19 protein-coding genes and 1 tRNA gene are annotated in these 19,373 nt (G+C 65.2%); 8 read left to right on the top strand and 12 right to left on the bottom strand.

The genetic code is table 11. From position 1 onward, the window contains the following. Positions 1–134: 134 nt before the first annotated feature. Positions 135–758 carry a hypothetical protein gene (locus RT131_RS12710; protein ID WP_313173174.1) on the bottom strand — a complete coding sequence of 208 codons (624 nt, stop codon included), beginning with the start codon at positions 756–758 and terminating at the stop codon, positions 135–137. Between the two features lie 143 nt (positions 759–901). Here RT131_RS12710 and RT131_RS12705 point away from each other — a divergent pair, with 143 nt between their 5' ends. From RT131_RS12705 to RT131_RS12695, 3 genes are read left to right on the top strand one after another with little or no spacing between them, the layout of a single operon-like run. Next, positions 902–1,864 (top strand): pyridoxal-phosphate dependent enzyme, encoded by a 963-nt coding sequence (locus RT131_RS12705; protein WP_313173173.1) that lies wholly within the window; start codon positions 902–904, stop codon positions 1,862–1,864. After that, positions 1,861–2,469 carry a YdcF family protein gene (locus RT131_RS12700; RefSeq protein ID WP_313173172.1) on the top strand — a complete coding sequence of 203 codons (609 nt, stop codon included), beginning with the start codon at positions 1,861–1,863 and terminating at the stop codon, positions 2,467–2,469. Before RT131_RS12705 ends, RT131_RS12700 begins: the two co-directional genes overlap by 4 nt. A gap of 29 nt (positions 2,470–2,498) precedes the next feature. Then, positions 2,499–2,930 (top strand): ketosteroid isomerase-related protein, encoded by a 432-nt coding sequence (locus tag RT131_RS12695; RefSeq protein ID WP_313173171.1) that lies wholly within the window; start codon positions 2,499–2,501, stop codon positions 2,928–2,930. 430 nt (positions 2,931–3,360) lie between these two features. On the opposite strand, the gene bioC is transcribed toward RT131_RS12695, so the two are convergent. The 4 genes from bioC to bioB form a co-directional block, all read right to left on the bottom strand. Beyond that, positions 3,361–4,248 carry a malonyl-ACP O-methyltransferase BioC gene (gene bioC, locus RT131_RS12690; RefSeq protein ID WP_313173170.1) on the bottom strand — a complete coding sequence of 296 codons (888 nt, stop codon included), beginning with the start codon at positions 4,246–4,248 and terminating at the stop codon, positions 3,361–3,363. A 98-nt stretch (positions 4,249–4,346) separates the two neighbouring features. Then, positions 4,347–5,114: a pimeloyl-ACP methyl ester esterase BioH gene (bioH, locus tag RT131_RS12685; RefSeq protein ID WP_313173169.1), complete on the bottom strand. Its 768-nt coding sequence runs from the start codon at positions 5,112–5,114 to the stop codon at positions 4,347–4,349. Positions 5,115–5,131: 17 nt separating this feature from the next. Further along, positions 5,132–6,340 (bottom strand): 8-amino-7-oxononanoate synthase, encoded by a 1,209-nt coding sequence (bioF, locus tag RT131_RS12680; RefSeq protein WP_313173168.1) that lies wholly within the window; start codon positions 6,338–6,340, stop codon positions 5,132–5,134. A gap of 90 nt (positions 6,341–6,430) precedes the next feature. Next, positions 6,431–7,459: a biotin synthase BioB gene (bioB, locus tag RT131_RS12675; RefSeq protein WP_313173167.1), complete on the bottom strand. Its 1,029-nt coding sequence runs from the start codon at positions 7,457–7,459 to the stop codon at positions 6,431–6,433. A 73-nt stretch (positions 7,460–7,532) separates the two neighbouring features. Between bioB and RT131_RS12670 the strand changes: the two genes are divergently transcribed. Together RT131_RS12670 and RT131_RS12665 are read left to right on the top strand one after the other, a co-directional pair. After that, positions 7,533–8,234, top strand: coding sequence for a ComF family protein (locus RT131_RS12670; protein WP_313173166.1), 702 nt, complete (start codon positions 7,533–7,535; stop codon positions 8,232–8,234). Between the two features lie 145 nt (positions 8,235–8,379). After that, positions 8,380–8,961, top strand: coding sequence for an HdeD family acid-resistance protein (locus tag RT131_RS12665; RefSeq protein WP_313173165.1), 582 nt, complete (start codon positions 8,380–8,382; stop codon positions 8,959–8,961). Positions 8,962–9,115: 154 nt separating this feature from the next. Here RT131_RS12665 and ubiA read toward each other — a convergent pair whose 3' ends face one another. After that, the gene (gene ubiA, locus RT131_RS12660) at positions 9,116–10,009 is read right to left on the bottom strand and encodes a 4-hydroxybenzoate octaprenyltransferase (RefSeq protein WP_313173164.1); all 894 of its coding nucleotides are present in this window, start codon (positions 10,007–10,009) and stop codon (positions 9,116–9,118) included. A 127-nt stretch (positions 10,010–10,136) separates the two neighbouring features. On the opposite strand from ubiA, the gene RT131_RS12655 reads away from it, so the two are divergent. Then, positions 10,137–10,213 (top strand) — tRNA-Arg (locus tag RT131_RS12655). Positions 10,214–10,376: 163 nt separating this feature from the next. Here the strand turns inward: RT131_RS12655 and RT131_RS12650 are convergent. Together RT131_RS12650 and RT131_RS12645 are read right to left on the bottom strand one after the other, a co-directional pair. Next, on the bottom strand, positions 10,377–11,330 hold the full coding sequence (locus RT131_RS12650; protein ID WP_313173163.1) for a hydroxymethylglutaryl-CoA lyase: 954 nt from the start codon (positions 11,328–11,330) through the stop codon (positions 10,377–10,379). Continuing rightward, complete coding sequence (locus RT131_RS12645; protein ID WP_313173162.1) at positions 11,330–12,529, bottom strand: hypothetical protein; 1,200 nt, start codon at positions 12,527–12,529, stop codon at positions 11,330–11,332. The genes RT131_RS12650 and RT131_RS12645 overlap by 1 nt, the downstream gene beginning before the upstream one ends. 270 nt (positions 12,530–12,799) lie before the next feature. Here RT131_RS12645 and RT131_RS12640 point away from each other — a divergent pair, with 270 nt between their 5' ends. Beyond that, the gene (locus tag RT131_RS12640) at positions 12,800–14,215 is read left to right on the top strand and encodes a PLP-dependent aminotransferase family protein (protein ID WP_313173161.1); all 1,416 of its coding nucleotides are present in this window, start codon (positions 12,800–12,802) and stop codon (positions 14,213–14,215) included. Positions 14,216–14,490: 275 nt separating this feature from the next. Here RT131_RS12640 and RT131_RS12635 read toward each other — a convergent pair whose 3' ends face one another. The 3 genes from RT131_RS12635 to RT131_RS12625 form a co-directional block, all read right to left on the bottom strand. Continuing rightward, a complete protein-coding gene (locus RT131_RS12635) occupies positions 14,491–16,017 on the bottom strand; it encodes a hypothetical protein (protein ID WP_313173160.1) in 1,527 nt (508 codons plus the stop codon). A gap of 226 nt (positions 16,018–16,243) precedes the next feature. Then, positions 16,244–17,758, bottom strand: a complete 1,515-nt coding sequence (locus RT131_RS12630; RefSeq protein ID WP_313173159.1) for a YifB family Mg chelatase-like AAA ATPase — start codon at positions 17,756–17,758, stop codon at positions 16,244–16,246. A gap of 10 nt (positions 17,759–17,768) precedes the next feature. Next, positions 17,769–18,026, bottom strand: a complete 258-nt coding sequence (locus RT131_RS12625) for an accessory factor UbiK family protein (protein ID WP_313173158.1) — start codon at positions 18,024–18,026, stop codon at positions 17,769–17,771. A 156-nt stretch (positions 18,027–18,182) separates the two neighbouring features. On the opposite strand from RT131_RS12625, the gene RT131_RS12620 reads away from it, so the two are divergent. After that, on the top strand, positions 18,183–18,521 hold the full coding sequence (locus RT131_RS12620) for a P-II family nitrogen regulator (protein WP_057628415.1): 339 nt from the start codon (positions 18,183–18,185) through the stop codon (positions 18,519–18,521). A gap of 147 nt (positions 18,522–18,668) precedes the next feature. Here the strand turns inward: RT131_RS12620 and RT131_RS12615 are convergent, their stop codons facing one another. Beyond that, entirely contained in the window at positions 18,669–19,325 is a 657-nt protein-coding gene (locus tag RT131_RS12615) for an RIO1 family regulatory kinase/ATPase (RefSeq protein WP_313173157.1), read from the bottom strand. Positions 19,326–19,373 lie beyond the last annotated feature (48 nt).

Raw genomic sequence — 19,373 nt, 5'->3', positions numbered from 1 at the left:
AACAGGGGGGATCCAGATTTCCTGACGGACATCGACATTGAGCTGTTTGGGTAAGGCCGGTTTAGGTCACTATGCGACGTTGCCGGTCACCCGTGGAACCAAGAATGCCTGCATTTACGGCAATTGCAACCTTTTTATGGTTCCAGGTTCCTGACCCCGTGTACCTGGCGGGTTTGTGACGCCTGTCGGGCGGGCATCGGCCGTACCTGAATGGCAGGCCGGGCGGCGGCCTGCGGACGCTGCATGGCCTGTTGCATAGGCTGGGCGCGTGGCGTCGGCTGGTAATTGGCACGCGGTTGCGGGCGCGACAGATTGTCCAGATTGCGCCACGGCGACTTGTTGCCGCCGCCGTTCACCGGCGGTGGCGGCCGGGTCGGGCGGCCGTCATTGCCGCCATTGCCATTGCCCGGTGGGCGCGGACGGTTGCCGCCATGGTTATGGTCGCCGTCACCGCCCGGATGCGGCCGCTGGCCATTGCCATGACCGGGCGGACGCTGGCCGTTGCCGTGATACGGCGGGCGCGGACGATTGTAATTGGGCCGGTAGACCGGGTAGCCGTAGCTGCCGTAGCCGTAATAGCCACTGCCATAGCCATAACCGCCGTAGCCATAGCCGTTGGGGTAGCCATAGGGATAGCTGTACTGCACCGAGGGGGAGCCGTGGTAGTAGCCGCCCGAACCGCCGCCTACGTAGTCATACGTGGCGCAGCCGGACAGGCCCAACAGCAGGCCGGTGGAAAGAATCAGGCGCTTGATCATGAAAAGTCCCCCCCAGTGGGTATGGCATGCAGCTTCGGGCCGCCGCGTTGAATCGGCCCTTAATTCGCGTCTACATGGCTGAACATACAACGTGTGCGCAGGTGAGATGGTCGCAGGGCCGGGGCCTGGGCTAACCTTTGAGCATGAATGAACTTCCCCTGCCCGGTTTTGCCGAGGTTTTGGCGGCGGCGGCACGTATCGCTGCCCATGCGACGGTCACCCCGGTGCTGCGCTCGCGCGCGCTGGATGCCTTGGCCGGTGCCAGCCTGCATTTCAAGGCCGAGCACCTGCAGCGCAGCGGTGCATTCAAGTTCCGCGGGGCCTGCAACGCGGTGTGGTCGTTGGACGTGGAGCACGCCAGGCATGGTGTAGTGACGCATTCGTCGGGCAACCACGGGGCGGCACTGGCACTGGCGGCGCGCTCGCGGGGCGTTCCCTGCCATGTCGTGGTGCCGGAAGGTGCGGTGGCGGCCAAGTTGGCCAATATCGAACGCAACCAGGCCACGCTGTGGCGCTGCGCACCCACCCAGGCGGCGCGTGAGGCCGAGTGCCTGCGTGTGCAGCGTGAGACCGGAGCCACCCTGGTTCATCCCTATGCGGATCCGCGGGTGATCGCTGGGCAGGGGACCGCGGTGCTGGAATTGATCCGGCAGGCCGGGACTCAACTGGATGTACTGGTGGTGCCGGTTGGCGGCGGTGGGCTGGCGGCCGGCAGCCTGCTGGCGATGCAGCAGTTGTTGCCCAACTGCGAGCTGGTGCTGGCTGAACCTGCCGGTGCCGCCGATACCGCCCGTTCGCTGGCGGCGGGGGAGCGGCGGATCGACTTCGTGCCGGACACGCTGTGTGATGGTCTGCGTGGTGCGCTCGGTGAACCCAATTTTGCGTTGCTGCACGGTGCGGCGCAGGTGATCAGCGTGGACGATGCCGATACCGTGGCCGCGATGCGATTGATCTGGCAGGTAATGAAACAGACCGTGGAGCCGTCCTCGGCGATCACCCTGGCGGCGGTGTTGGCCCAGCCGCAGCGCTTTGTCGGGCGCACGGTGGGGCTGGTGTTGTCCGGCGGCAACGTTGATCTGGATGCCTTGCCCTGGGGGCAGGCATGAAGTCAGCTGTTCGGCGCACAGGGGTGATGGGCTGGGTGTGGCGGTTGTGTGTGTTGCTGCTGTTGTGGCTGTTGGGCGTAGCGGCGTGGATCATCTGGGTCGGCGACCGTGACCAGGCCGCACCTGCCGACGCCATCATCGTGCTCGGCGCTGCGGCCTATGACGCCAAACCTTCGCCGGTGTTTGAAGAACGCATCCGTCACGGCCTGGATCTGTATCGGCAGGGCTATGCGCCGAAGTTGATTTTTACCGGTGGCTTTGGCGGCGCGGGTGCGCGTTTCTCCGAGTCGCAGGTGGCGCGGCGCTATGCGTTGAAGCAGAAGGTCCCCAGCAGCGACATCCTGATCGAAACCCGTTCGCGCACTACCCGGCAGAATCTGGTCGAGGCCAAGCACGTGATGTTGAAGCACGACATGCACAAGGTGATCGTGGTCAGCGACCCGCTGCACATGGCACGCGCGCTGCGCCTGTCCAGGGAATTGGGCATCGATGCCTTGGCTTCGTCCACGCCGAGCACGCGCTTTCGCAGCTTCCATACCAGCTGGCGCTTTCTGCTGCAGGAGGTTTATTTCTTCCACCGCGACCTGTTTGCAAAAGGCGCTTGAGCGGTGCTCTCGTTCTCACGGGGAATGTAATGGTTGGCAATGAATCCTCTGCACGGCAGCAGGCCGTCGCGCTGGTGCACGCGTACTACGCAGCGTTCAATCGCGGTGACTGGGCAGGCATGCTGGCCTGCCTGAGCGAGGAGGTTGCACACGATCTCAACCAGGGGGCGCGTGAAACCGGCCGCACGCTGTTTGCCGCCTTCCTGCAGCGCATGGAGGCGAGCTATCGCGAGCAGCTGCGCGACGTGGTGGTGATGGCCAGCGACGATGGCCTGCGCGTGGCCGCCGAATATGTGGTGCACGGCGAATACCACCACACCGACGAAGGCCTGCCGCCGGCACGTGGGCAGCGTTACGTGCTGCCGGGTGGCGCGTTCTTTGATGTGCGCGATGGCAGGATCAGTCGCGTCAGCAATTACTACAACCTGCAGGACTGGATCGCGCAGGTAGCGCGCGCATAGCGGCGTTGGTGTTTGTGCTGTTGTTGGCGCGACGCAGGCTGCGAGGCATCACGATGCACGCGTGTAGGAGCGGCGTAAGCCGCGACGCTGGGAACGCTTGCGGATCGATCAGCATGCGATCTGCGAGGGCATGAGCTTGGCGGCTTCGCCGCTTCCCCTCTCCTGCCTTCGGCATCCTCTCCCGCAAGGGGAGAGGAGAAAATCAAAGGCAACTGCCAAAAGCCAAGGCCAAAGCCAAAGCCAAAGCCAAAAGCAAGAGCAAAAGCCAGAAGCTGAAGCTAAAGCCAAAGCCAAAAGCCAAAAGCTAAAAGCTAAAAGCTAAAGCTAAAAGCTAAAGCTAAAAGCTAAAGCTAAAAGCCAACACCCCAAAAAAGCCGAAAGCCGGAACAGACTGCACCGAATCCCGAATCCCGAATCCTTACTCCACTCCTTACTCCTTCGTCTTCCGCCGGATCGGAATCGCCGACAACGGTACGCTCGCCACATCATGGCCCTGCTCCCGGATCGGGGCGCCCGGTGCAGGTGCCCAGGCATGGGCGTAGACAACTTCCCAACTGCTCGGCAGCTTGCCGTCAGCACGGCGCATCGGCTCATACGCCTCGCGCGCAGCGGCAAAACGGCTGCGCCCGGTCAGGGTGTGGCGCCGGTTGTGCATGGCATTGGTGGCGCCGATTGCCTTGAGCTCGCGCATCAGTGCGGGCAGGTCGTCGTAGGTCAGGGTGAACATGTCGCGGTCCAGTACCGGATCGCGGAAGCCAGCCATCATCAAGGCATCGCCGAACTGGGCGATCTGCACGAAGTGGCTCACGTGCGAGGTGTCATCGGCCTGGGCAAAGGCCTGGCGCAGCTCCACCAGCGTGTCGTGGGCGAAGGTGGAACAGACCAGCAGGCCGTTCGGCTTGAGCACACGGCGGAAGCCGGCAAATACCGCTGGCAGGTCTTCCACCCACTGCAGGCACAGGTTGCTGTAGATCACGTCCACGCTGTTGTCGGCCAGCGGCAGGGCGCGGGCGTCGGCGCAGACGCGCGAGAACGGGCGCCACCAGCCGGCCTGCTTCCTGGCCTCGGCCAGCATCGGCAGGGCCAGGTCCAACGCGATCACCTGCGCCTTCGGCCAGCGCTTCTTCATCGCCGCGGTGGCGTGGGCCGGGCCGCTGCCCACGTCCAGTACCACCTGCGGTTGCCGGTCTTCCAGGTAGTCCAGCGATTCCAGCAGGCGCTTGGCTACTTCCTGCTGCAGCACCGCGGCGGCGCGGTAGCTGCTGGCGGCACGCGAGAAGGCGCGGCGGACGTGTTTGGGGTCGAACAGAGAAAACATGACGGTGATTCGGATTGGTAATTCAGGGGAGAGGCACGGTTGCGCTCAAGCGGCCAACGACATCATCGGCCAGTGCGCGCGAATGGCTGCGTAACCACTCACGCGCAGCCCGCAACGAACTGTTGCAGCAGCCCGGCAACGTGGTCGGCGTGGCCAAGGAAGGGGGCATGGCCGCCGCCGTCGATGGTGTGGGCGGCGTGCAGGCCCGCCGGCGCCAATGCGGCAGCCTGGTGCATGGCCTTGGAGGGCACCAGCCGGTCGCGCTGGCCGCCTATCCACAGGCCCGGTTTGTGCAGGCTGGGAAGGCTGCCGCGCAGGTCGCTGCGCTCCAGCAGCGCCAGGCCTTCGTGCAGCGCACGCGGGGCCGGCTCGCCGCGTTCGACCAGCGCATCGCGCAGGGTGCGCAGCTCGCTGCGGGCGTGTTGCGAGCCCATCACGTCCAGCGCCAGGAAGCGCTCGAGGGTGCCACGGTAATCCTGTTCCAGATCACGGCCGAACTGCTCGAACACCACCGGCTCGACCGCATCGGGCCAATCGGCATCGCGGACAAAACGCGGCGTCGCCGCCAGCATCGCCAGCCCGCGCACCTGCGGCAACGTGGCGGCGCCGTGCAGGGCCACCAGCCCGCCCAACGACCAGCCGCACCACACCGCCGCCGGCGTGGCGCTGGCGATGGCGTTGACCAGGTAGGGCAGGCGAAGCGGGGTGGCGTCGTCGCGGCTGTGGCCGTGGCCAGGCAGGTCGACCACATGCAGCTCGAAGTGCGGCGCCAGCCGTTCCAGCAGCGGCGCGAAGATGCCGCCATGCAGTGCCCAGCCGTGGATCAGGACCAATGCCGGTCCGCTGCCGGTGACTTCGATATGCATGGCGTTACAACCGGTTCTCAGGCAACAGTGTTCAGGGATTTCTGGTACAGCACCACGTCGCGGGCCTTGGCGATCGCTTCCACCAGCGCCTTGACCTGGTCCACGGTATGCAGCGCCGACAAGGTCACGCGCAGGCGCGCCTTGCCTTCGGGCACGGTCGGCGGGCGGATCGCGCTGACCAGGAAGCCGGACTGCTCCAGCGTTGCCGACAAGGCCATCACCGTGGCTTCGTCACCGCACAGCAGCGGTTGGATCGGGGTCTCCGAGGCCATCAGTTCCAGGCCGTGATGCCGCGCACCGTCACGGAAGCTGGCGATCAATTCGGTCAGCTTGTCGCGGCGCCAATGGTCGCGGCGCGCGAGCTTCACCGCGGCCAGCGAGGCGGCAGCCTGTGCCGGCGGCAGGGCGGTGGTGTAGATGTAAGGACGCGCGGTTTCGGCCAGATGCTGGATCAGTGCGTCCTCGCCCACCACCACGGCGCCGTGCCCGCCCAGGGCCTTGCTCAGCGTCAGCAGTTGCAGCGGAACCTCGTTCACGCCCAGGCCGGCATCGGCCACGCAGCCGCGGCCGTGTTCGCCGATCACCCCGATGCCATGCGCGTCGTCCACATAGAACAGCGCTTCCTGCATGCGCGCCACCAGAGACAGCGAGCGCAGCGGGGCGATGTCGCCATCCATGCTGAAAACACCATCGGTGACCAGCATGGCAGCGCCGTCGCCGGCGTTCTTGAGCTGGCGCATGGCGCCTTCGCTGTCCAGGTGCGGATAGCGGCGCAGGCGGCAGCCGGCCAGGCGGCTGGCGTCGAGCAGGCTGGCGTGGTTGAGCCGGTCCTGCACGCAGATATCGGTTTCTTCGCTGAGCAGCGCCTGCTGCACGGCCAGGTTGGCCATGAAGCCGCTGTCGAACAGCAGGGCGCGTGGATAGCCGAGCCAATCGGCCATCTCGCGTTCCAGCTGCTCGTGCAGGCTGTGGTGGCCACAGACCAGGTGCGAGGCGGTGCTGCCGGCGCCTTCGCGGCCAGCGGCGTCCTGCAACGCAGCGATCACCTCGAACTGTTGCGACAGGCCGAGGTAGTCATTGCTGCAGAAGCCGGTCAACCAGCGGCCGTCCAGTTCCAATCGCACCCCGTCACGGCGGCTGATGCTGCGCCGGCTGCGGATGCGGCCCTGGGCAAGCCGCAGCTTGCGCTGGGCGATGATGCGGTCGTGGATGTCAGGACGGGCCATGGCAAGGTTCATGGTCAAGCGGGCAGCTAGCGTACCCGGTTGCCTGTAAGAATGCCCAAGCGGCGCCCCGGCGACGGGGCGCCAACCGGGTCAGGCGCTGTGCGCGCAGGCCGGGGCGATATCCAGGTGGACCGTACCGGGGGGGTCGTGGTCGTCGGCGTCCACGTTTACCTGCAGCGGGCGGATGCCGAGGCGGGCGAACAGGGCCTGGTCGCGCTCGGTGTCCGGGTTGCCGGTGGTCAGCAGCTTTTCGCCATAGAAGATGGAGTTGGCACCCGCCAGGAAGCACAGCGCCTGCAGCTCGTCGCTCATGCTCTCGCGGCCGGCCGACAGCCGCACCATCGAGCGCGGCATGACGATGCGGGCGACCGCGATCATGCGCACGAACTCGAGCGGGTCCAGCTCGGCACTGCCGTGCAGCGGGGTGCCGGCAACCTGCACCAGGCGGTTGATCGGCACCGAGTCCGGGTGCGCCGGCAGGTTGGCCAGCGCCTGCAGCAGGCCGGCGCGGTGTTCGCGGGTCTCGCCCATGCCGACGATGCCGCCGCAGCAGGTCTTCATGCCGGCGTTGCGCACGTGCTCCAGCGTGTCCAGGCGGTCCTGGTACTGGCGGGTGTGGATGATGGAGTCGTAGTAATCCGGCGCGGTGTCCAGATTGTGGTTGTAGTAGTCCAGCCCGGCGTCCTTCAATGCCTGCGCCTGATGGCCTTCGAGCATGCCCAGGGTGGCGCAGGTCTCCAGGCCCAGCGACTTCACCTCGCGGATCATCGCCGCCACCTTGGGGATGTCACGGTCCTTGGGCGAGCGCCAGGCAGCACCCATGCAGAAGCGCGAGGCACCGGCCTGCTTGGCGGCGCGGGCACGGGCCACCACGCTGTCGGTGTCCATCAGCTTCTGCGCGTCCACGCCGGTGTCGTAGCGCTGGGCTTGCGGGCAGTAGGCACAGTCTTCCGGGCAGCCGCCGGTCTTGACCGAGAGCAGGGTGGAAACCTGTACCTGCGCCGGGTCGAAGTGCTGGCGGTGCACGCTGGCGGCGCGGTGCAGCAGCTCGGGGAAGGGCAGTTCGAGCAGGGACAGCAGCTCTTCGCGCTTCCAGTCGTGGCGGATGACGGTGGACATCGGTGTTACCTGACAGATGGGGCGATGGAAGCGGCGCAGTCTGGTCAGCATATACATCGCTGTCAACCATCAAATGAATCATCTGGTTTACAGGATTGGAGGGCGCTTGTCGGCGCTGCTGTTCCCGCCACGCTGCCTGGTGTGCGGCGAGGATGGCCTGCCGGGGCGGGACCTGTGCCTGGCTTGCAGCCTTGGGATGCCGTGGCAACAGGCCGCCTGCAGGCGCTGTGCCTTGCCCTTGCCCGGGGCCGATGCGGAGGGCCTGTGTGGCGCCTGCCAACACGCGCGCTCGCCCCTGCAGGCGGTGCGGGCGGCGTTCACATACAACGCGCCGCTTGATGGCCTGCTGCTGCGCTTCAAGTTTCACCATGATCTCAGCGCCGGCCGTTTGCTGTCAGCGTTGATGGTGGATGTACTGGGCAGTGCCGAGCGCCCGCAGGCGATCGTGCCGGTGCCGCTGTATCTGTCGCGGCTGCGTCAGCGGGGCTATGACCAGGCCTGGGAGCTGGCCAGGCCGCTGGCGCGCGCGCTGCAGCTGCCACTATGCCGGGGCCTGCACAGGCAGCGTCCCACACCGCCACAATCGGAACTGGATGCATCGGAGCGCAAGCGCAATCTGCGCGGCGCTTTCATTGCGGTGGGGCAACCGCCAGCGCATGTGGTGCTGCTGGATGATGTGATGACCACCGGAGCGACCTTGCAAGCCGCTGCGCTCGCCCTGCGCCGCGCTGGCGTGCAGCGCGTGGATGCCTGGGTCTGCGCACGCGTGCCGTGATCGCCGCCGAAGTGATCAGCAAGGCCTGGCCAGCAGTACGGTCCGCTTGAAATCGCCGATGTCATCTCTACATGCCATTACTACAGCGATGGGCCTAGACTGGGGTCGAGAGGCCTTTACACCTGTTCAACATGAGGAGACGGACATGGGAGCTTCCCCGGGATTTCCTGCTGGATCGTTGTTTGGCACGCTGACGCGCAATTGGTGGGTGCTGCTGTTGTTCGGTCTGTTTGCAGTGATATTCGGCGTATTGGCGGTGATGGCACCGGTGCGCACCGCAACGGTGCTGGCGTGGTGGTTGGGCATCATGGCCATTGTTGAAGGCGTGGTCGTGCTGATTTCGGCTTTCAGTGGCTCGGCGCCGGTTTCGCGTGGCTGGGCGCTGTTCTATGCGCTGGCATCGATAGGCTTTGGCGTGTTGGCGGTGATCAACCCGCTGGCTACGGCGAGCGTGCTGCTGCTGTTTCTGGCCGCCTGGCTGGTGGTTGGCGGCATTTACCGCATTGTGTTCGCCATCCGCGTGCGCAAGCAGATCACTGGTGAGTGGATGCTGATTGTCAGCGGTCTGCTGGCAGTGGCCTTGGGCGTGATGTTCGCGCTGAACCCCTTGGCCGGATTGGCGGTGACTTCGCTGTGGATCGGCGTGCTGGCCTTGATCTACGGGGTGCTGCAGATAATTGCAGCGTTCCGCCTGCGTTCGCTGGGCAAGTCCATCGGCGCGATGTAGTGCTTACCCCTCCCCAGCCCTCCCCTTAGCTGCGCGAAAGGGCGGGGGTGTAGTGCCGAGCCATGCTCGGCAGGGGCTTCACCGGTAATGCGCCGGCCGAGCATGGCTCGGCTCTACCTAAAACAAAACGGCCCGCATTGCGGGCCGTTTCGTTTCAATCCAGATACTGGCTGGCGACGATGCCGGCAAACAACACCGCGCCGACCCAGTTGTTGTGCAGGAAGGCCTTGAAGCAGGGCTCGCGCTCACGGTCGCGGCACAGCCAGAACTCGTACACCACCAAGGCCATCGCCACGCCGATGCCGGCCCAATAGGCCCAGCCCAGCCCCGCGCGCTGTCCGACCAGCGCCATCGCGGCAAAGAACAGCGCGTACAGGATGCCCTGGATGACCAGGTCCAGATCGCCGAACAGGATGGCGGTGGAATGCGAACCCACCTTCAGGTCATCGTCGCGGTCGACCATGGCGTACCAGGTGTCGTAGGCGGTGGACCAGAGGATGTTGGCGGCGTACAGCACCCAGCCCAGCGGCGGGACCTCGCCCTGGATGGCGGCGAAGGCCATCGGGATGCCCCAGCCGAAGGCCATGCCCAGGTAGACCTGCGGCAGATGCGTATAGCGCTTGAGGTAGGGATAGCTGGCGGCGAGGAATACGCCGATGAAGCTCAGCCCGATGGTCAGGGCATTCAGGGTCAGGACCAGCGCAAATGCGACCAGCATCAAGCCGGCGAACAACGTCAGCGCTGCGCGGCCGGAGATGGCGCCGGTGGCCAGCGGCCGGTCCTTGGTGCGCTTGACGTGCGGGTCCAGCCAGCGGTCGGCGTAGTCATTGATCACGCAACCGGCCGAGCGGGTCAGCCACACGCCAGCGCTGAACACGAACAGTGTCCACAGCGGTGGCAGGCCGTCGGCAGCAAGCCACAGCGCCCACCAGGTGGGCCAGAGCAGCAGCAAGGTGCCGATCGGGCGGTCGGCGCGCATCAATTTCCAGTAGTGCCCGAACCGCGAGGTGTTGGCTGCGGTGGACGGTGTATTTGGGAGACGGCTCATGCGTAAAGGTTAACAGCTGGGCGGTTTTTCCCGCCCGCCTGTGCCGATCTGTTGGATGGGGGCAGACCTGCGGACGCTTTTGCCGTTAGAATGCGCCTCCGCCCGGCTCAGCCGGCCGGGTCACAATGCGCCCGTAGCTCAGCCGGATAGAGTAGTGGCTTCCGAAGCCATTGGTCGGGGGTTCGAATCCCTCCGGGCGCGCCAGATTCCAGCCTGCCATCTGCGCAGGTCGCCAGAAGCCCCGCATCGCGGGGCTTCTGCTTTTCGACGATAGGGCCGGCCGGCGCGGGGACTACGGACTGGAAACCGCGGCAAGGCGTGCCTGGTGCGCTTGCGCCGCGCGCAGGGCTGCGGGCCGTGGCCATCATCAGCCCGTCGCCCCGGTCCTGCCCTTGGCCTGGCGGTGCCTGGCGCGCAGGGCGCGACCCACCCGCGATTCGGTTTTGCGCTGCAGTAGGCAGTCTATGTACTCGGCCGCCAGCAGCAGCGCATCCAGATCCACCCCGCAACCGATACCCAGCTCGGAGCACAGATAGACCAGGTCTTCGGTGGCGAGGCTGCCGGCAGCATCCGGCGCATGGGCGTCGCCACCGAGCCCGGAAATGGCGCTGTCGAACGCGCGCACGCCGTGCTCCAGTGCTTCAACCACGTTGGCGATGGCCAGCCCGAAGGTGTCATGGAAATGGGCGGCGAGGTGATGCACGGGCACCTCGGTGGCACACGCGCGGAGCAACGTGCCCACTGACACCGGGGTCCCCGATCCGGTTGTGTCACCCAGGCTGATTTCGCGGCAGCCCATTTCATGGAAGCGCGCAACGATGCGGGTGACATCCGACAGCGCCACCCTCCCATCGAACGGACAGTCGATGGCCGTGGACAGCGCAGCCCTGACCTGGATGCCTGCTGCCAGTGCATGGCCGGCGATCTCGTCGGCGCGGCGCAGGCTCTCGGCGATGTTGCAACTGAAGTTGGCGCGGCAATACGCATCCGATGCCGCCGATACGACGGTGACATCGCGGCAGCCAGTGGCGATGGCCCTCTCCAGCCCTCTCATGTCTGGCACCCACAGCGAGCGGATCCGGTCGATGGGCGGCGTGCCCAGCAACGTACATAGCGTCGCGGTGTCGGCCATCTGCGGTACCTGGCGTGAGGGGGCGAACGAACCGATTTCGACTTCCCTGATCCCGGCTGATTCCAACAACGCGATCAGATTGATCCGCACCGTGGTCGGCAGCACCCTGGCCTGGTTGGCCAAGCCGCGGTGCGCGCCTGTCTCGATGATGCGCACCCGATCTGCCGTTGTCGGCGCCTGTGTTTGCATCAGCGGCTCCGCAGTGCATCGAGCAACGCCATCGCCCGGTCGCTGCGGATGTCTGCCGCAGCTGGCATGGCCTGCACGAGCAGATCCACTTCATCCGCTCGCGCGCCCACCAATAGGGCGAGATCACGTGCGTACCTGGCGGGCTCCGCGGCAGCGATGGCGTCAGTCGCATGGGCATGCAGGCTGGCCAGACTGCATGCCAGACCGATGGCGGCGGCGTGATTGATCGGCTGCGGGCCTGGGCAGGCATCGGCAGCAGGTACCGGATGCTGCCTGTCCTGGCACACCTCGCACTGAGCGGCGACCATCGGCACGGCAATCCTGCCGCAGAGACGGCCACGGTGGTCGCAGTACCAGACGGCCAGCGCGGCATTGCCGCAGGCATGCGCCGTCCAGCTGTTCTGCGGCCGGGTGTGAGTTGCCGCCGTGCCGGCGAGCACCGCGTTCACTGTTTCAACGATGCGGGCGTTGTACAGGTCGGTCCGATACTGACGGGCACAGATGAAGGTGTGCAGATCCACAATGCGCCCGGCCAGTGCATCGACCTCAAGGAAGGGGGCGAAGCGCTGCGTCTGCAGGGTGATCTGTGCGCACAGCAGCTGCTGATCAGCGATGCGAGTGATGGATGTTCCGACCTTGCGGCCCTGGATCAGCGGCTCGATATGCTGCGCCACCCCAGCAACCATGCCGCTGATGCCGCGGCAATTGGAGCACCCGGCAATATCCACAACCAGCGCGACCTCAAGGCAGGCACCGTGGCGAAGGGCGTAGCCCGGATGTGCGTCGATGCTCTTGCAGCCGCCCCCGTGGGCAACCAGCAGCGGGTTCATGGTGTTGGCCAGACCGACCAGCTGATTGCCCAGGCGTAGTACCCGCGAACCTGCGCTGCGGATGTCGTCGATACCCGCGAACTGAATGCATACGCGTAACAGCGGGCCTGCGCCGAAAGCGATGAATCCATCGTTGCTGCTGAGGTGGGCCAAACGACTGATGAGGGAGGCCAACGTCCTGCTGATGCCTGGCATGTGGACGCGCTGCGCGATGCCATTGAGCAGCAAGCCTTCGATGAAGCCGGATGACGGGTCGTTGGGTGGCTCACGGCAGCCGACGCGGTCCGCGCCGATGCCAAACGAGCCGTCCGGTAGTGCACTGTCGGCGAAATTACAGGCGGCATGTGCGCGCGTTTTGGCTGCCTGCATTGCAGTCCCGTCTTCTTGCACTGCGGGTGGCGAATGTGCAGAAACTGCGTTCACGCGTATCCCCTTGCACGAGTGATCGCCATCGAGGGTCGCGCAGATCTGCAGGCGGCGCGTAAGCAATGCAGCGCAGCCGGTGGGTACAGTTACAGGAAACAGCAATGCCGGTGACGCGCGATTGCGAGCGCATCTCAAAATGTCTGTTTATGCTCTTTACAGAGTGCCTCGGTGCGCCGATACAGTCAGTGCCCGAAGAATTTTGCATGGATTTTTATGCGCTCTGAACCACGGAAGATTTCACTAGCGGAAAAAGTTGCCATGGACATCGGTCGCCAGATTTTGGCCGGTGTGCTGAAGCCCGGCGACAAGCTGCCTTCGTTGCGCGAGTACGCACGATTGAACGGCTACTCGAAGAACACGGTCATCTCGGCGTTTGATCTGCTCGGCGAGAGGGCACTGGTCGAAGCGCAGCACGGCAAGGGCTTCTTTGTACGCGGCATCGAGGTGCCCGCCGAACGCGACATTGACGAGGAACCGATCGGCTACAGCCGGGTGATCGATACGCTGTGGATGATGCGCCAGCAGGCCATCCGCGAGCCGGGGCGCTCGCATCTGGCGGAGGGTTTTCCGCCGGTCGATTGGTTGACCTATATGCGCCTTGATCGCTTCCACCGGCAGGTTGCCCGCAGCGGCATCGGCAGCCTCTTCCGCTACGGCAACCGCTACGGCTATCTGCCGCTGCGCCAGCAGCTGATACGACGCCTGGCCATGCACGGCATGGAGCTTGGCCCACGCCAGCTGGTGACCACGTTCGGTGCCAATCACGCGCTTGACCTGATCATCCGGCGTCATGTTGCACCCGGTGACACCGTGTTGGTGGAACAGCCGGGCTATTACCCGTTGTTCGGCAAGCTGCAGTTGCATGGTGCAAAATCCGTCGCCATCACCCGGCGCGTGGATGGCCCGGACCTGGTCGAGTTCGAGACGGCGCTGCAGACCAGCAAGGCACGCATCTTCTTCATGCAGAGCACCGCGCACAATCCGACCGGCACCGATGTGTCGCCGGAGGTCGGCAAGCGTTTGCTTGAGCTGGCGGCGGCGCACAACGTGCTGATCGTCGAAAACGACGCCATGGCCGACTTCAAGCCGAATTCGGCATTTCGCCTGTCGTCGTTGGCGCAGTTCCGCAACACGCTGTATGTGGGTAGTTTCTCAAAATCGGTATCGGCCGCGCTGCGCAGCGGATTCATCGCCGGGGAGAACGCCCACATCGAGGAGCTGGCCGACCTGAAGATGCTGCTGCATATCGGCAGCAGCGAGTATGGCGAACGCGTGCTTGAAGCGATCCTGCGCGAGGGGAACTTCCTGCGCCATGTCGGGCGCCTGCAGGACCGCGTCCGCGCCGCCACTGCCGAAGGTCTGGACGTGCTGCAGCGGCTCAACGCCACGGTCTATGCCACACCCGAGCAGAGCTTGTATCTGTGGGCGCGTTTCGATGGTATCGACGATACGCGCCAGCTGACCGCCCGCCTGCTGGCACGAGGTGTTGTGCTGGCGCCCGGTGCGTTCTTCAACGTCGACGCCGAGCAGGTGTCGCCATGGACACGCTTGAATGTGGCCTATCTGAACGACAGCGTCTTCATCGACAGCCTCCGCGAGGAGATGGACCAGGTTGCGGCACTGGCGTGATGCCTGGCTGAAAGTGCGGAACTGTCACTGCCGGCCGCGACCGGCAGTGACGCATGGCTTGATCATTGCGTCGTGCGGCGGGTCCTGGTGATCCAAGATCTGTGCATCGCGCTGATGGCGAAAGTGGGCGGGGCGCGATTGAGGGTCCCTTGCCGGGGTGGCGCTCCGCCTGGCGCCGACGTCGTGGCAACTGCGGCTTCGGGCCAGAAGCGCCATCGCCATAGAACGGCAGCATGGCGGCGTCTGCTCCGCAATTGCCGTGGCCCTCGTTCTTCCTAGCGCCAGTCAGAGAGCGACAGTTTCAGCTCTGCCTGGAAGCCTTTGGCCGACTGCAGCGGAATGCCGAAGATGTTGGGTGCCTGCTGGTTGATGCCGATGGCCTTCGTGCGGGCCGTGTCCAGCTCGGCTTCGTTCTTCGGACCGCCGGCCCATTGATCATCGCTCCACACGTAACGCAGGCGCCAGCCGCCCGCATCGTCGGGCTTGGCGAAGACCACCAGCGTGTTGCGGAACAGGTACTCGCCGGGGATGTGGTTCTTCAGGAACAGCGCGCCATCAACCTGATAGCCGGCATTGCTGACCGCAAGATCGATGGAAAACGCGATCTCGCTGCCGGCCAGGATCTTGCTGCTGTCGAGGAACACCGAGAACAGCACGGTCGAGCGTTTGTCCTTGAGCAGGTTGCCCTGCGCATCGAAGATATCGCCGTACTCGCGGCGGATGGCACATTGGTTGGCCTGGGTGCGCGAGGTGAGTTCGTAGGTGTAGGCACCGCGCGGGGCGACGGTGGCCTCGATGTAGTACGAGGATTCGATCTTCTTGCCGCGCTTGCGCGCGGCTTCGATCTCGGGCGGAAACGGCAGGGCGCTGATGTCGAGCTGGGCCGTGGCGCAGGTATCGCCGAACAGGAAGCGCACCAGGTTCTGGTAACCCTCCTCGGAGTTGACGATGCCGAAGTAGCCGCTGTGGCTGCGGTTGACGAAGGCCCGCGGTGAGCCTTCGACATAGGCATTGGCAATGCGTACCAGGCCATCGCTCAGCGCACCGACCGCAAAGGAAGACAAGCCATGCGCAGCGGCGTAGTCGCGGCTGTTGGTACCGATCAGGCAGAACAGCCGCTCGGGCGGGAAGCCGGAGTTGCCCAGTGTATTGACCTTGTCCTTGGGCACCTTCAGGTACTTGCCCATGTTGCTGCGGTTGAAATTGTTGATGTCGTTGATCGACAGCAGGTTCGGCAGGTTGATGCCGCCGACCTCGATGCCGTTGTGCGGCGTGGCATAGGTGAAGGCCTTGTCGACCATCGCCCGCACCTCGGCACTTGCCACGTCCGGGTTCTGCAGCAGGCAGCGGCAGATAAGCCCGCCCATCGAATGGGCGACCAGATAGACGCGGAACTCCTTGCGCATGGCCGCGTTGGTGCCACAGATGCTGTCGCGCAGTTGTTCGATGCGCTTGCCCAATGCGGCAGCGGCATCCGGGATCGACGGCGTCTTGCCATCGCCGAAGGCGGGGTCGGCCGGATCGTAGTAGCGATGGATGACGATGCAGCGCGGTGAGATGCGGTCACGGCGCTCGGCACCGAACTCGTAGACGTCGCGGTAGTTGTAGTCCTTCATCAAGCGCACCAGGGGCGACTCGAAGACGAACTTGACGATGCTGCCGTCCTGCGCCTGGCGCATCTTGGTGGAACCGGCCTCGAAGCCCATGAAGGGCGTGGAGGTGGTCTCGACGATCTCGTCGCGGGTCATCGCATAGCCGCGCACATAGATGATCGGGAAGTAGGGGCGTTCGATACGTTCCATGGCCGGTCTCCGCGGGGGCTGCCGGCGATGGTGAACGGATTTTCGGGATTTGTCTTGAATGTGGTGCTTGAAGAGCTTACCCCTCCCCAGCCCTCCCCTTGGCTGCGCCAAAGGGAGGGGGCCAAGCTCTGCCCCCTCCCTTGTGCGAAGCGCAGGGGAAGGTTGGGGAGGGGTCAAGCCTTTGCCGTTGCAGTGGTTCCAAGCAAGCCCCAAAACCCCAAACAACCTACCCCTCACCCCCACCACCACCCCGATCCAACTGCCGATACCCAATCGCCTCGGTCAGATGCGCCCGTTGGATGGCAGTTTCGGCAGCAAGATCGGCAATCGTCCGTGCGACCCGCAGAATCCGGTGCATTGAGCGCGCCGACAGCTGCAACCGCTCCATCGCCTGTTCCAGCAGGTCGCTGTCGGCAGCACATAGCGCGCAGTCCCGCAAGGTTTCCGCTTGGCCAAGATGTGCGTTGGCCTTGCCGGCGCGCTGCAGTTGACGTGACCTTGCCCGCATCACCCGGTCGCGTACCTCGGCGCTGCTCTCGCCAATGGGGGCATCACCACGCAATTCACTCGGTGCCAAACGTGGCACCTGCAGGTGCAGGTCAATGCGGTCCAGCAAGGGGCCGGAGATGCGTGCGCGATAGCGACGGATGCTCTCAGCGGAACAACGGCAGCGACCGCTGCTGTCGCCGGCCCAACCACACGGGCATGGATTCATTGCCGCCACCAGTTGAAAGCGTGCGGGGAACTCCATGCTGCGCGCGGCCCGCGAAACGGTGACTGTGCCGGACTCCAGTGGCTCGCGTAGCACCTCCAGCGCGTGGCGATTCCACTCCGGCAACTCGTCCAGGAACAGAACGCCGTTGTGCGCGAGCGAAATTTCGCCGGGCCGCGGATGCGAGCCACCGCCAACCAGGGCAACCGCACTTGCGGTGTGATGCGGCGAACGGTAAGGGCGTTGCCGCCAGCGACTGGAGTCAACGCCGCGCCCGCTGATCGAGGCGATTGCCGCGGATTCCAGTGCTTCTTCCTCGCTTGCCTCGGGCAGGATGCCGGGCAGGCGCGAGGCCAGCAAGGTCTTGCCGCAGCCGGGTGAGCCCAGCAGCAGAAGATGGTGGCCGCCAGCCGCGGCAATTTCCAGCGCACGCCGCGCATGTTGCTGACCGCGCACATCGCTGAGGTCGGCCAGCGCGGCGGGTTCGGTTGGCGGCACCTGCGCATCGGGCAGCTGTTTGCTGCCGCTCAGTGCGGCGCAGACTTCCAGCAGCGTGCGAGCGACCTTGATCTCGGCGTGTTGGGCCAGCGCTGCTTCGCTCGCGTTGCCTGGCGGCACGATCAGGCAGCGCTGCGCGTTGGCGGCTGAAATGGCGGCGGGCAAGGCGCCATCTACCGCGCGTAGCTCGCCGGTCAGTGCCAGTTCGCCGATGAACTCGTAGCTGGCTAGTGCGTTGCGGTCGATCTGGCCGCTGGCAGCGAGAATGCCGAGTGCGATCGGCAGATCAAAACGACCGCCTTCCTTGGGTAGATCGGCCGGTGCGAGATTGATGGTGATGCGGCGCGCCGGATAGTCGAACTGCGCGCAGAGGATGGCGGCGCGCACCCGGTCGCGCGATTCGCGTACCGCGGCCTCGGGCAGGCCGACGATCTGGGTGAAGGGCAGGCCGCCGGACAGGTGGACTTCCACCTGCACAAGCGGTGCATGCACACCCGCGCGGGCGCGGCTGTGCACCAAGGCCAGGCTCATGGCCCGGTGCTCAGGCGTTGTTGTCGGTGGCGCGGCTTTCCAGGGCGGCGACGGCCAGTTCCAGCGCGTCGAGCTTTTCACGGGTGCGCAGCAGGACAGCACGCTGCACGTCAAATTCTTCGCGGGTGACCAGGTCCAGCTTGCCAAGCCCGGCCTGCAGTGCGCTCTTGAAGGTGGCCTGCAGTTCTTCGCGCGAATCGCGCAGGCCCGGCGGCACCAGGTCGCTCAGGCGGCGGGCCAGTGCATCGATGTGATTGAGGTCGATCATGGGGGTTCTCCGCAGGGGTGGGCCTAGCGTGGAAGCTGGCCGCCCATGGCGGGCATCGGTATCCGTTTTGACTGTGGGTAAGGATAGTCCGGATGCAGGCGGGTGGCACGTTGCCGTCTCGGGGTATGCTTCCGCTATCACCCAAGGAGCCGACCAATGAAGATGATCATGGCCATCGTCAAGCCGTTCAAACTGGACGACGTGCGCGAGGCGCTGGCCGAGCGCGGCGTGGCCGGTATCACCGTCACCGAGGTCAAGGGTTTTGGTCGGCAGAAGGGCCATACCGAGCTGTATCGCGGTGCCGAGTACGTGGTCGATTTCCTGCCGAAGGTGAAGATCGAGGTCGCGGTGACCGATGCGCAGGCCGATGAAGTGGTGGAGGCCATCGTCAAGGCCGCCGGCACCGGCAAGATCGGCGACGGCAAGGTATTCGTGTACGACCTGGGCAGCGTGGTGCGGATCCGCACCGGCGAGCTGGATGGGGATGCGCTTTGAGGTTTGGGGTTTTGGGGATTTGAAGCTTTAGAGCTTTAAAGCACCCCTCCCCAGCCCTCCCCTGCGCTATGCGCAAGGGAGGGAGCAGAGCTTGGCCCCTCCCTTTGGCGCAGCCAAAGGGAGGGTTGGGGAGGGGTAGCTTTGGCCTTAGCCTTTGATCCACCGATAAAGCCGCTTCCACGCATTACGCACCGCCTGCACCCAGCCCGGCTCGGCCAGCGCCGCGGCCTGTTCGGCGGAAGGCTTCTGCCCGGTTAGACGCTGGCGCATCTTCACCAGATTCTTCATGTCGCCGCGGCGCAGCTGGCGGAAGATCGGCCAGTTGCGCAGCCAGCGCGGTGCCCGCAGCGCCGAGGTGAAGTCCAGCAGCACCGGTACACCGGCACTGACCACGACATTGGTGCCATGCAGGTCGTTGTGGGTAATGCCGGCTGCATGCAGGCGCGCCAGGGCGTTCTGCAGCTGGTCGAAGACTTCCTGGCTCACGCCCTGCACGCCGGCGCTCAAGGTGTCGCCGGGGATGAATTCCATGCCCAACGCCAGGCCGCCCAGGGTGCCGAGCAACGCAGGCGCGTGCTTCCAGCCTTGCAGGCGCTTGAGCACCTTGGCTTCGCGGCGTACCAGCAGGCGTGCCACCGGGGAGAGGGGGGTGCCCTGATAGCGGCGGTAGTCCTTGACCACGGCCGGGCGGCCATCCAGTTCGGTGCGGTAGACATCAGGCTCGAGCAGGCGTTCGCCGCGCTTGAGCAAATGGTGGACGGGAACAACGGCGTGATCGCCGTCGAAACTGGGCAATGTGTTCATCAAAACCTTCCTGACGCGGGCAACGGCGCGGAAAGCGTCTTGCAAAGC

Origin of the sequence: Stenotrophomonas sp. (assembly GCF_032066555.1) — a bacterium.
Lineage (GTDB): Bacteria > Pseudomonadota > Gammaproteobacteria > Xanthomonadales > Xanthomonadaceae > Stenotrophomonas.
The sequence above is the reverse complement of the archived record's forward strand: the minus strand, read 5'-3'. Positions and strand labels throughout refer to the sequence as shown.

What these genes read in the sequence shown, in the direction of transcription:
- RT131_RS12710 (WP_313173174.1), bottom strand. Translation starts at nt 758, where the DNA reads ATGATCAAGCGCCTGATTCTTTCCACCGGCCTGCTGTTGGGCCTGTCC.
- RT131_RS12705 (WP_313173173.1), top strand. Translation starts at nt 902, where the DNA reads ATGAATGAACTTCCCCTGCCCGGTTTTGCCGAGGTTTTGGCGGCGGCG.
- RT131_RS12700 (WP_313173172.1), top strand. Translation starts at nt 1,861, where the DNA reads ATGAAGTCAGCTGTTCGGCGCACAGGGGTGATGGGCTGGGTGTGGCGG.
- RT131_RS12695 (WP_313173171.1), top strand. Translation starts at nt 2,499, where the DNA reads ATGGTTGGCAATGAATCCTCTGCACGGCAGCAGGCCGTCGCGCTGGTG.
- bioC (WP_313173170.1), bottom strand. Translation starts at nt 4,248, where the DNA reads ATGTTTTCTCTGTTCGACCCCAAACACGTCCGCCGCGCCTTCTCGCGT.
- bioH (WP_313173169.1), bottom strand. Translation starts at nt 5,114, where the DNA reads ATGCATATCGAAGTCACCGGCAGCGGACCGGCATTGGTCCTGATCCAC.
- bioF (WP_313173168.1), bottom strand. Translation starts at nt 6,340, where the DNA reads ATGGCCCGTCCTGACATCCACGACCGCATCATCGCCCAGCGCAAGCTG.
- bioB (WP_313173167.1), bottom strand. Translation starts at nt 7,459, where the DNA reads ATGTCCACCGTCATCCGCCACGACTGGAAGCGCGAAGAGCTGCTGTCC.
- RT131_RS12670 (WP_313173166.1), top strand. Translation starts at nt 7,533, where the DNA reads ATGAATCATCTGGTTTACAGGATTGGAGGGCGCTTGTCGGCGCTGCTG.
- RT131_RS12665 (WP_313173165.1), top strand. Translation starts at nt 8,380, where the DNA reads ATGGGAGCTTCCCCGGGATTTCCTGCTGGATCGTTGTTTGGCACGCTG.
- ubiA (WP_313173164.1), bottom strand. Translation starts at nt 10,009, where the DNA reads ATGAGCCGTCTCCCAAATACACCGTCCACCGCAGCCAACACCTCGCGG.
- RT131_RS12650 (WP_313173163.1), bottom strand. Translation starts at nt 11,330, where the DNA reads ATGCAAACACAGGCGCCGACAACGGCAGATCGGGTGCGCATCATCGAG.
- RT131_RS12645 (WP_313173162.1), bottom strand. Translation starts at nt 12,529, where the DNA reads ATGCAGGCAGCCAAAACGCGCGCACATGCCGCCTGTAATTTCGCCGAC.
- RT131_RS12640 (WP_313173161.1), top strand. Translation starts at nt 12,800, where the DNA reads ATGCGCTCTGAACCACGGAAGATTTCACTAGCGGAAAAAGTTGCCATG.
- RT131_RS12635 (WP_313173160.1), bottom strand. Translation starts at nt 16,017, where the DNA reads ATGGAACGTATCGAACGCCCCTACTTCCCGATCATCTATGTGCGCGGC.
- RT131_RS12630 (WP_313173159.1), bottom strand. Translation starts at nt 17,758, where the DNA reads ATGAGCCTGGCCTTGGTGCACAGCCGCGCCCGCGCGGGTGTGCATGCA.
- RT131_RS12625 (WP_313173158.1), bottom strand. Translation starts at nt 18,026, where the DNA reads ATGATCGACCTCAATCACATCGATGCACTGGCCCGCCGCCTGAGCGAC.
- RT131_RS12620 (WP_057628415.1), top strand. Translation starts at nt 18,183, where the DNA reads ATGAAGATGATCATGGCCATCGTCAAGCCGTTCAAACTGGACGACGTG.
- RT131_RS12615 (WP_313173157.1), bottom strand. Translation starts at nt 19,325, where the DNA reads ATGAACACATTGCCCAGTTTCGACGGCGATCACGCCGTTGTTCCCGTC.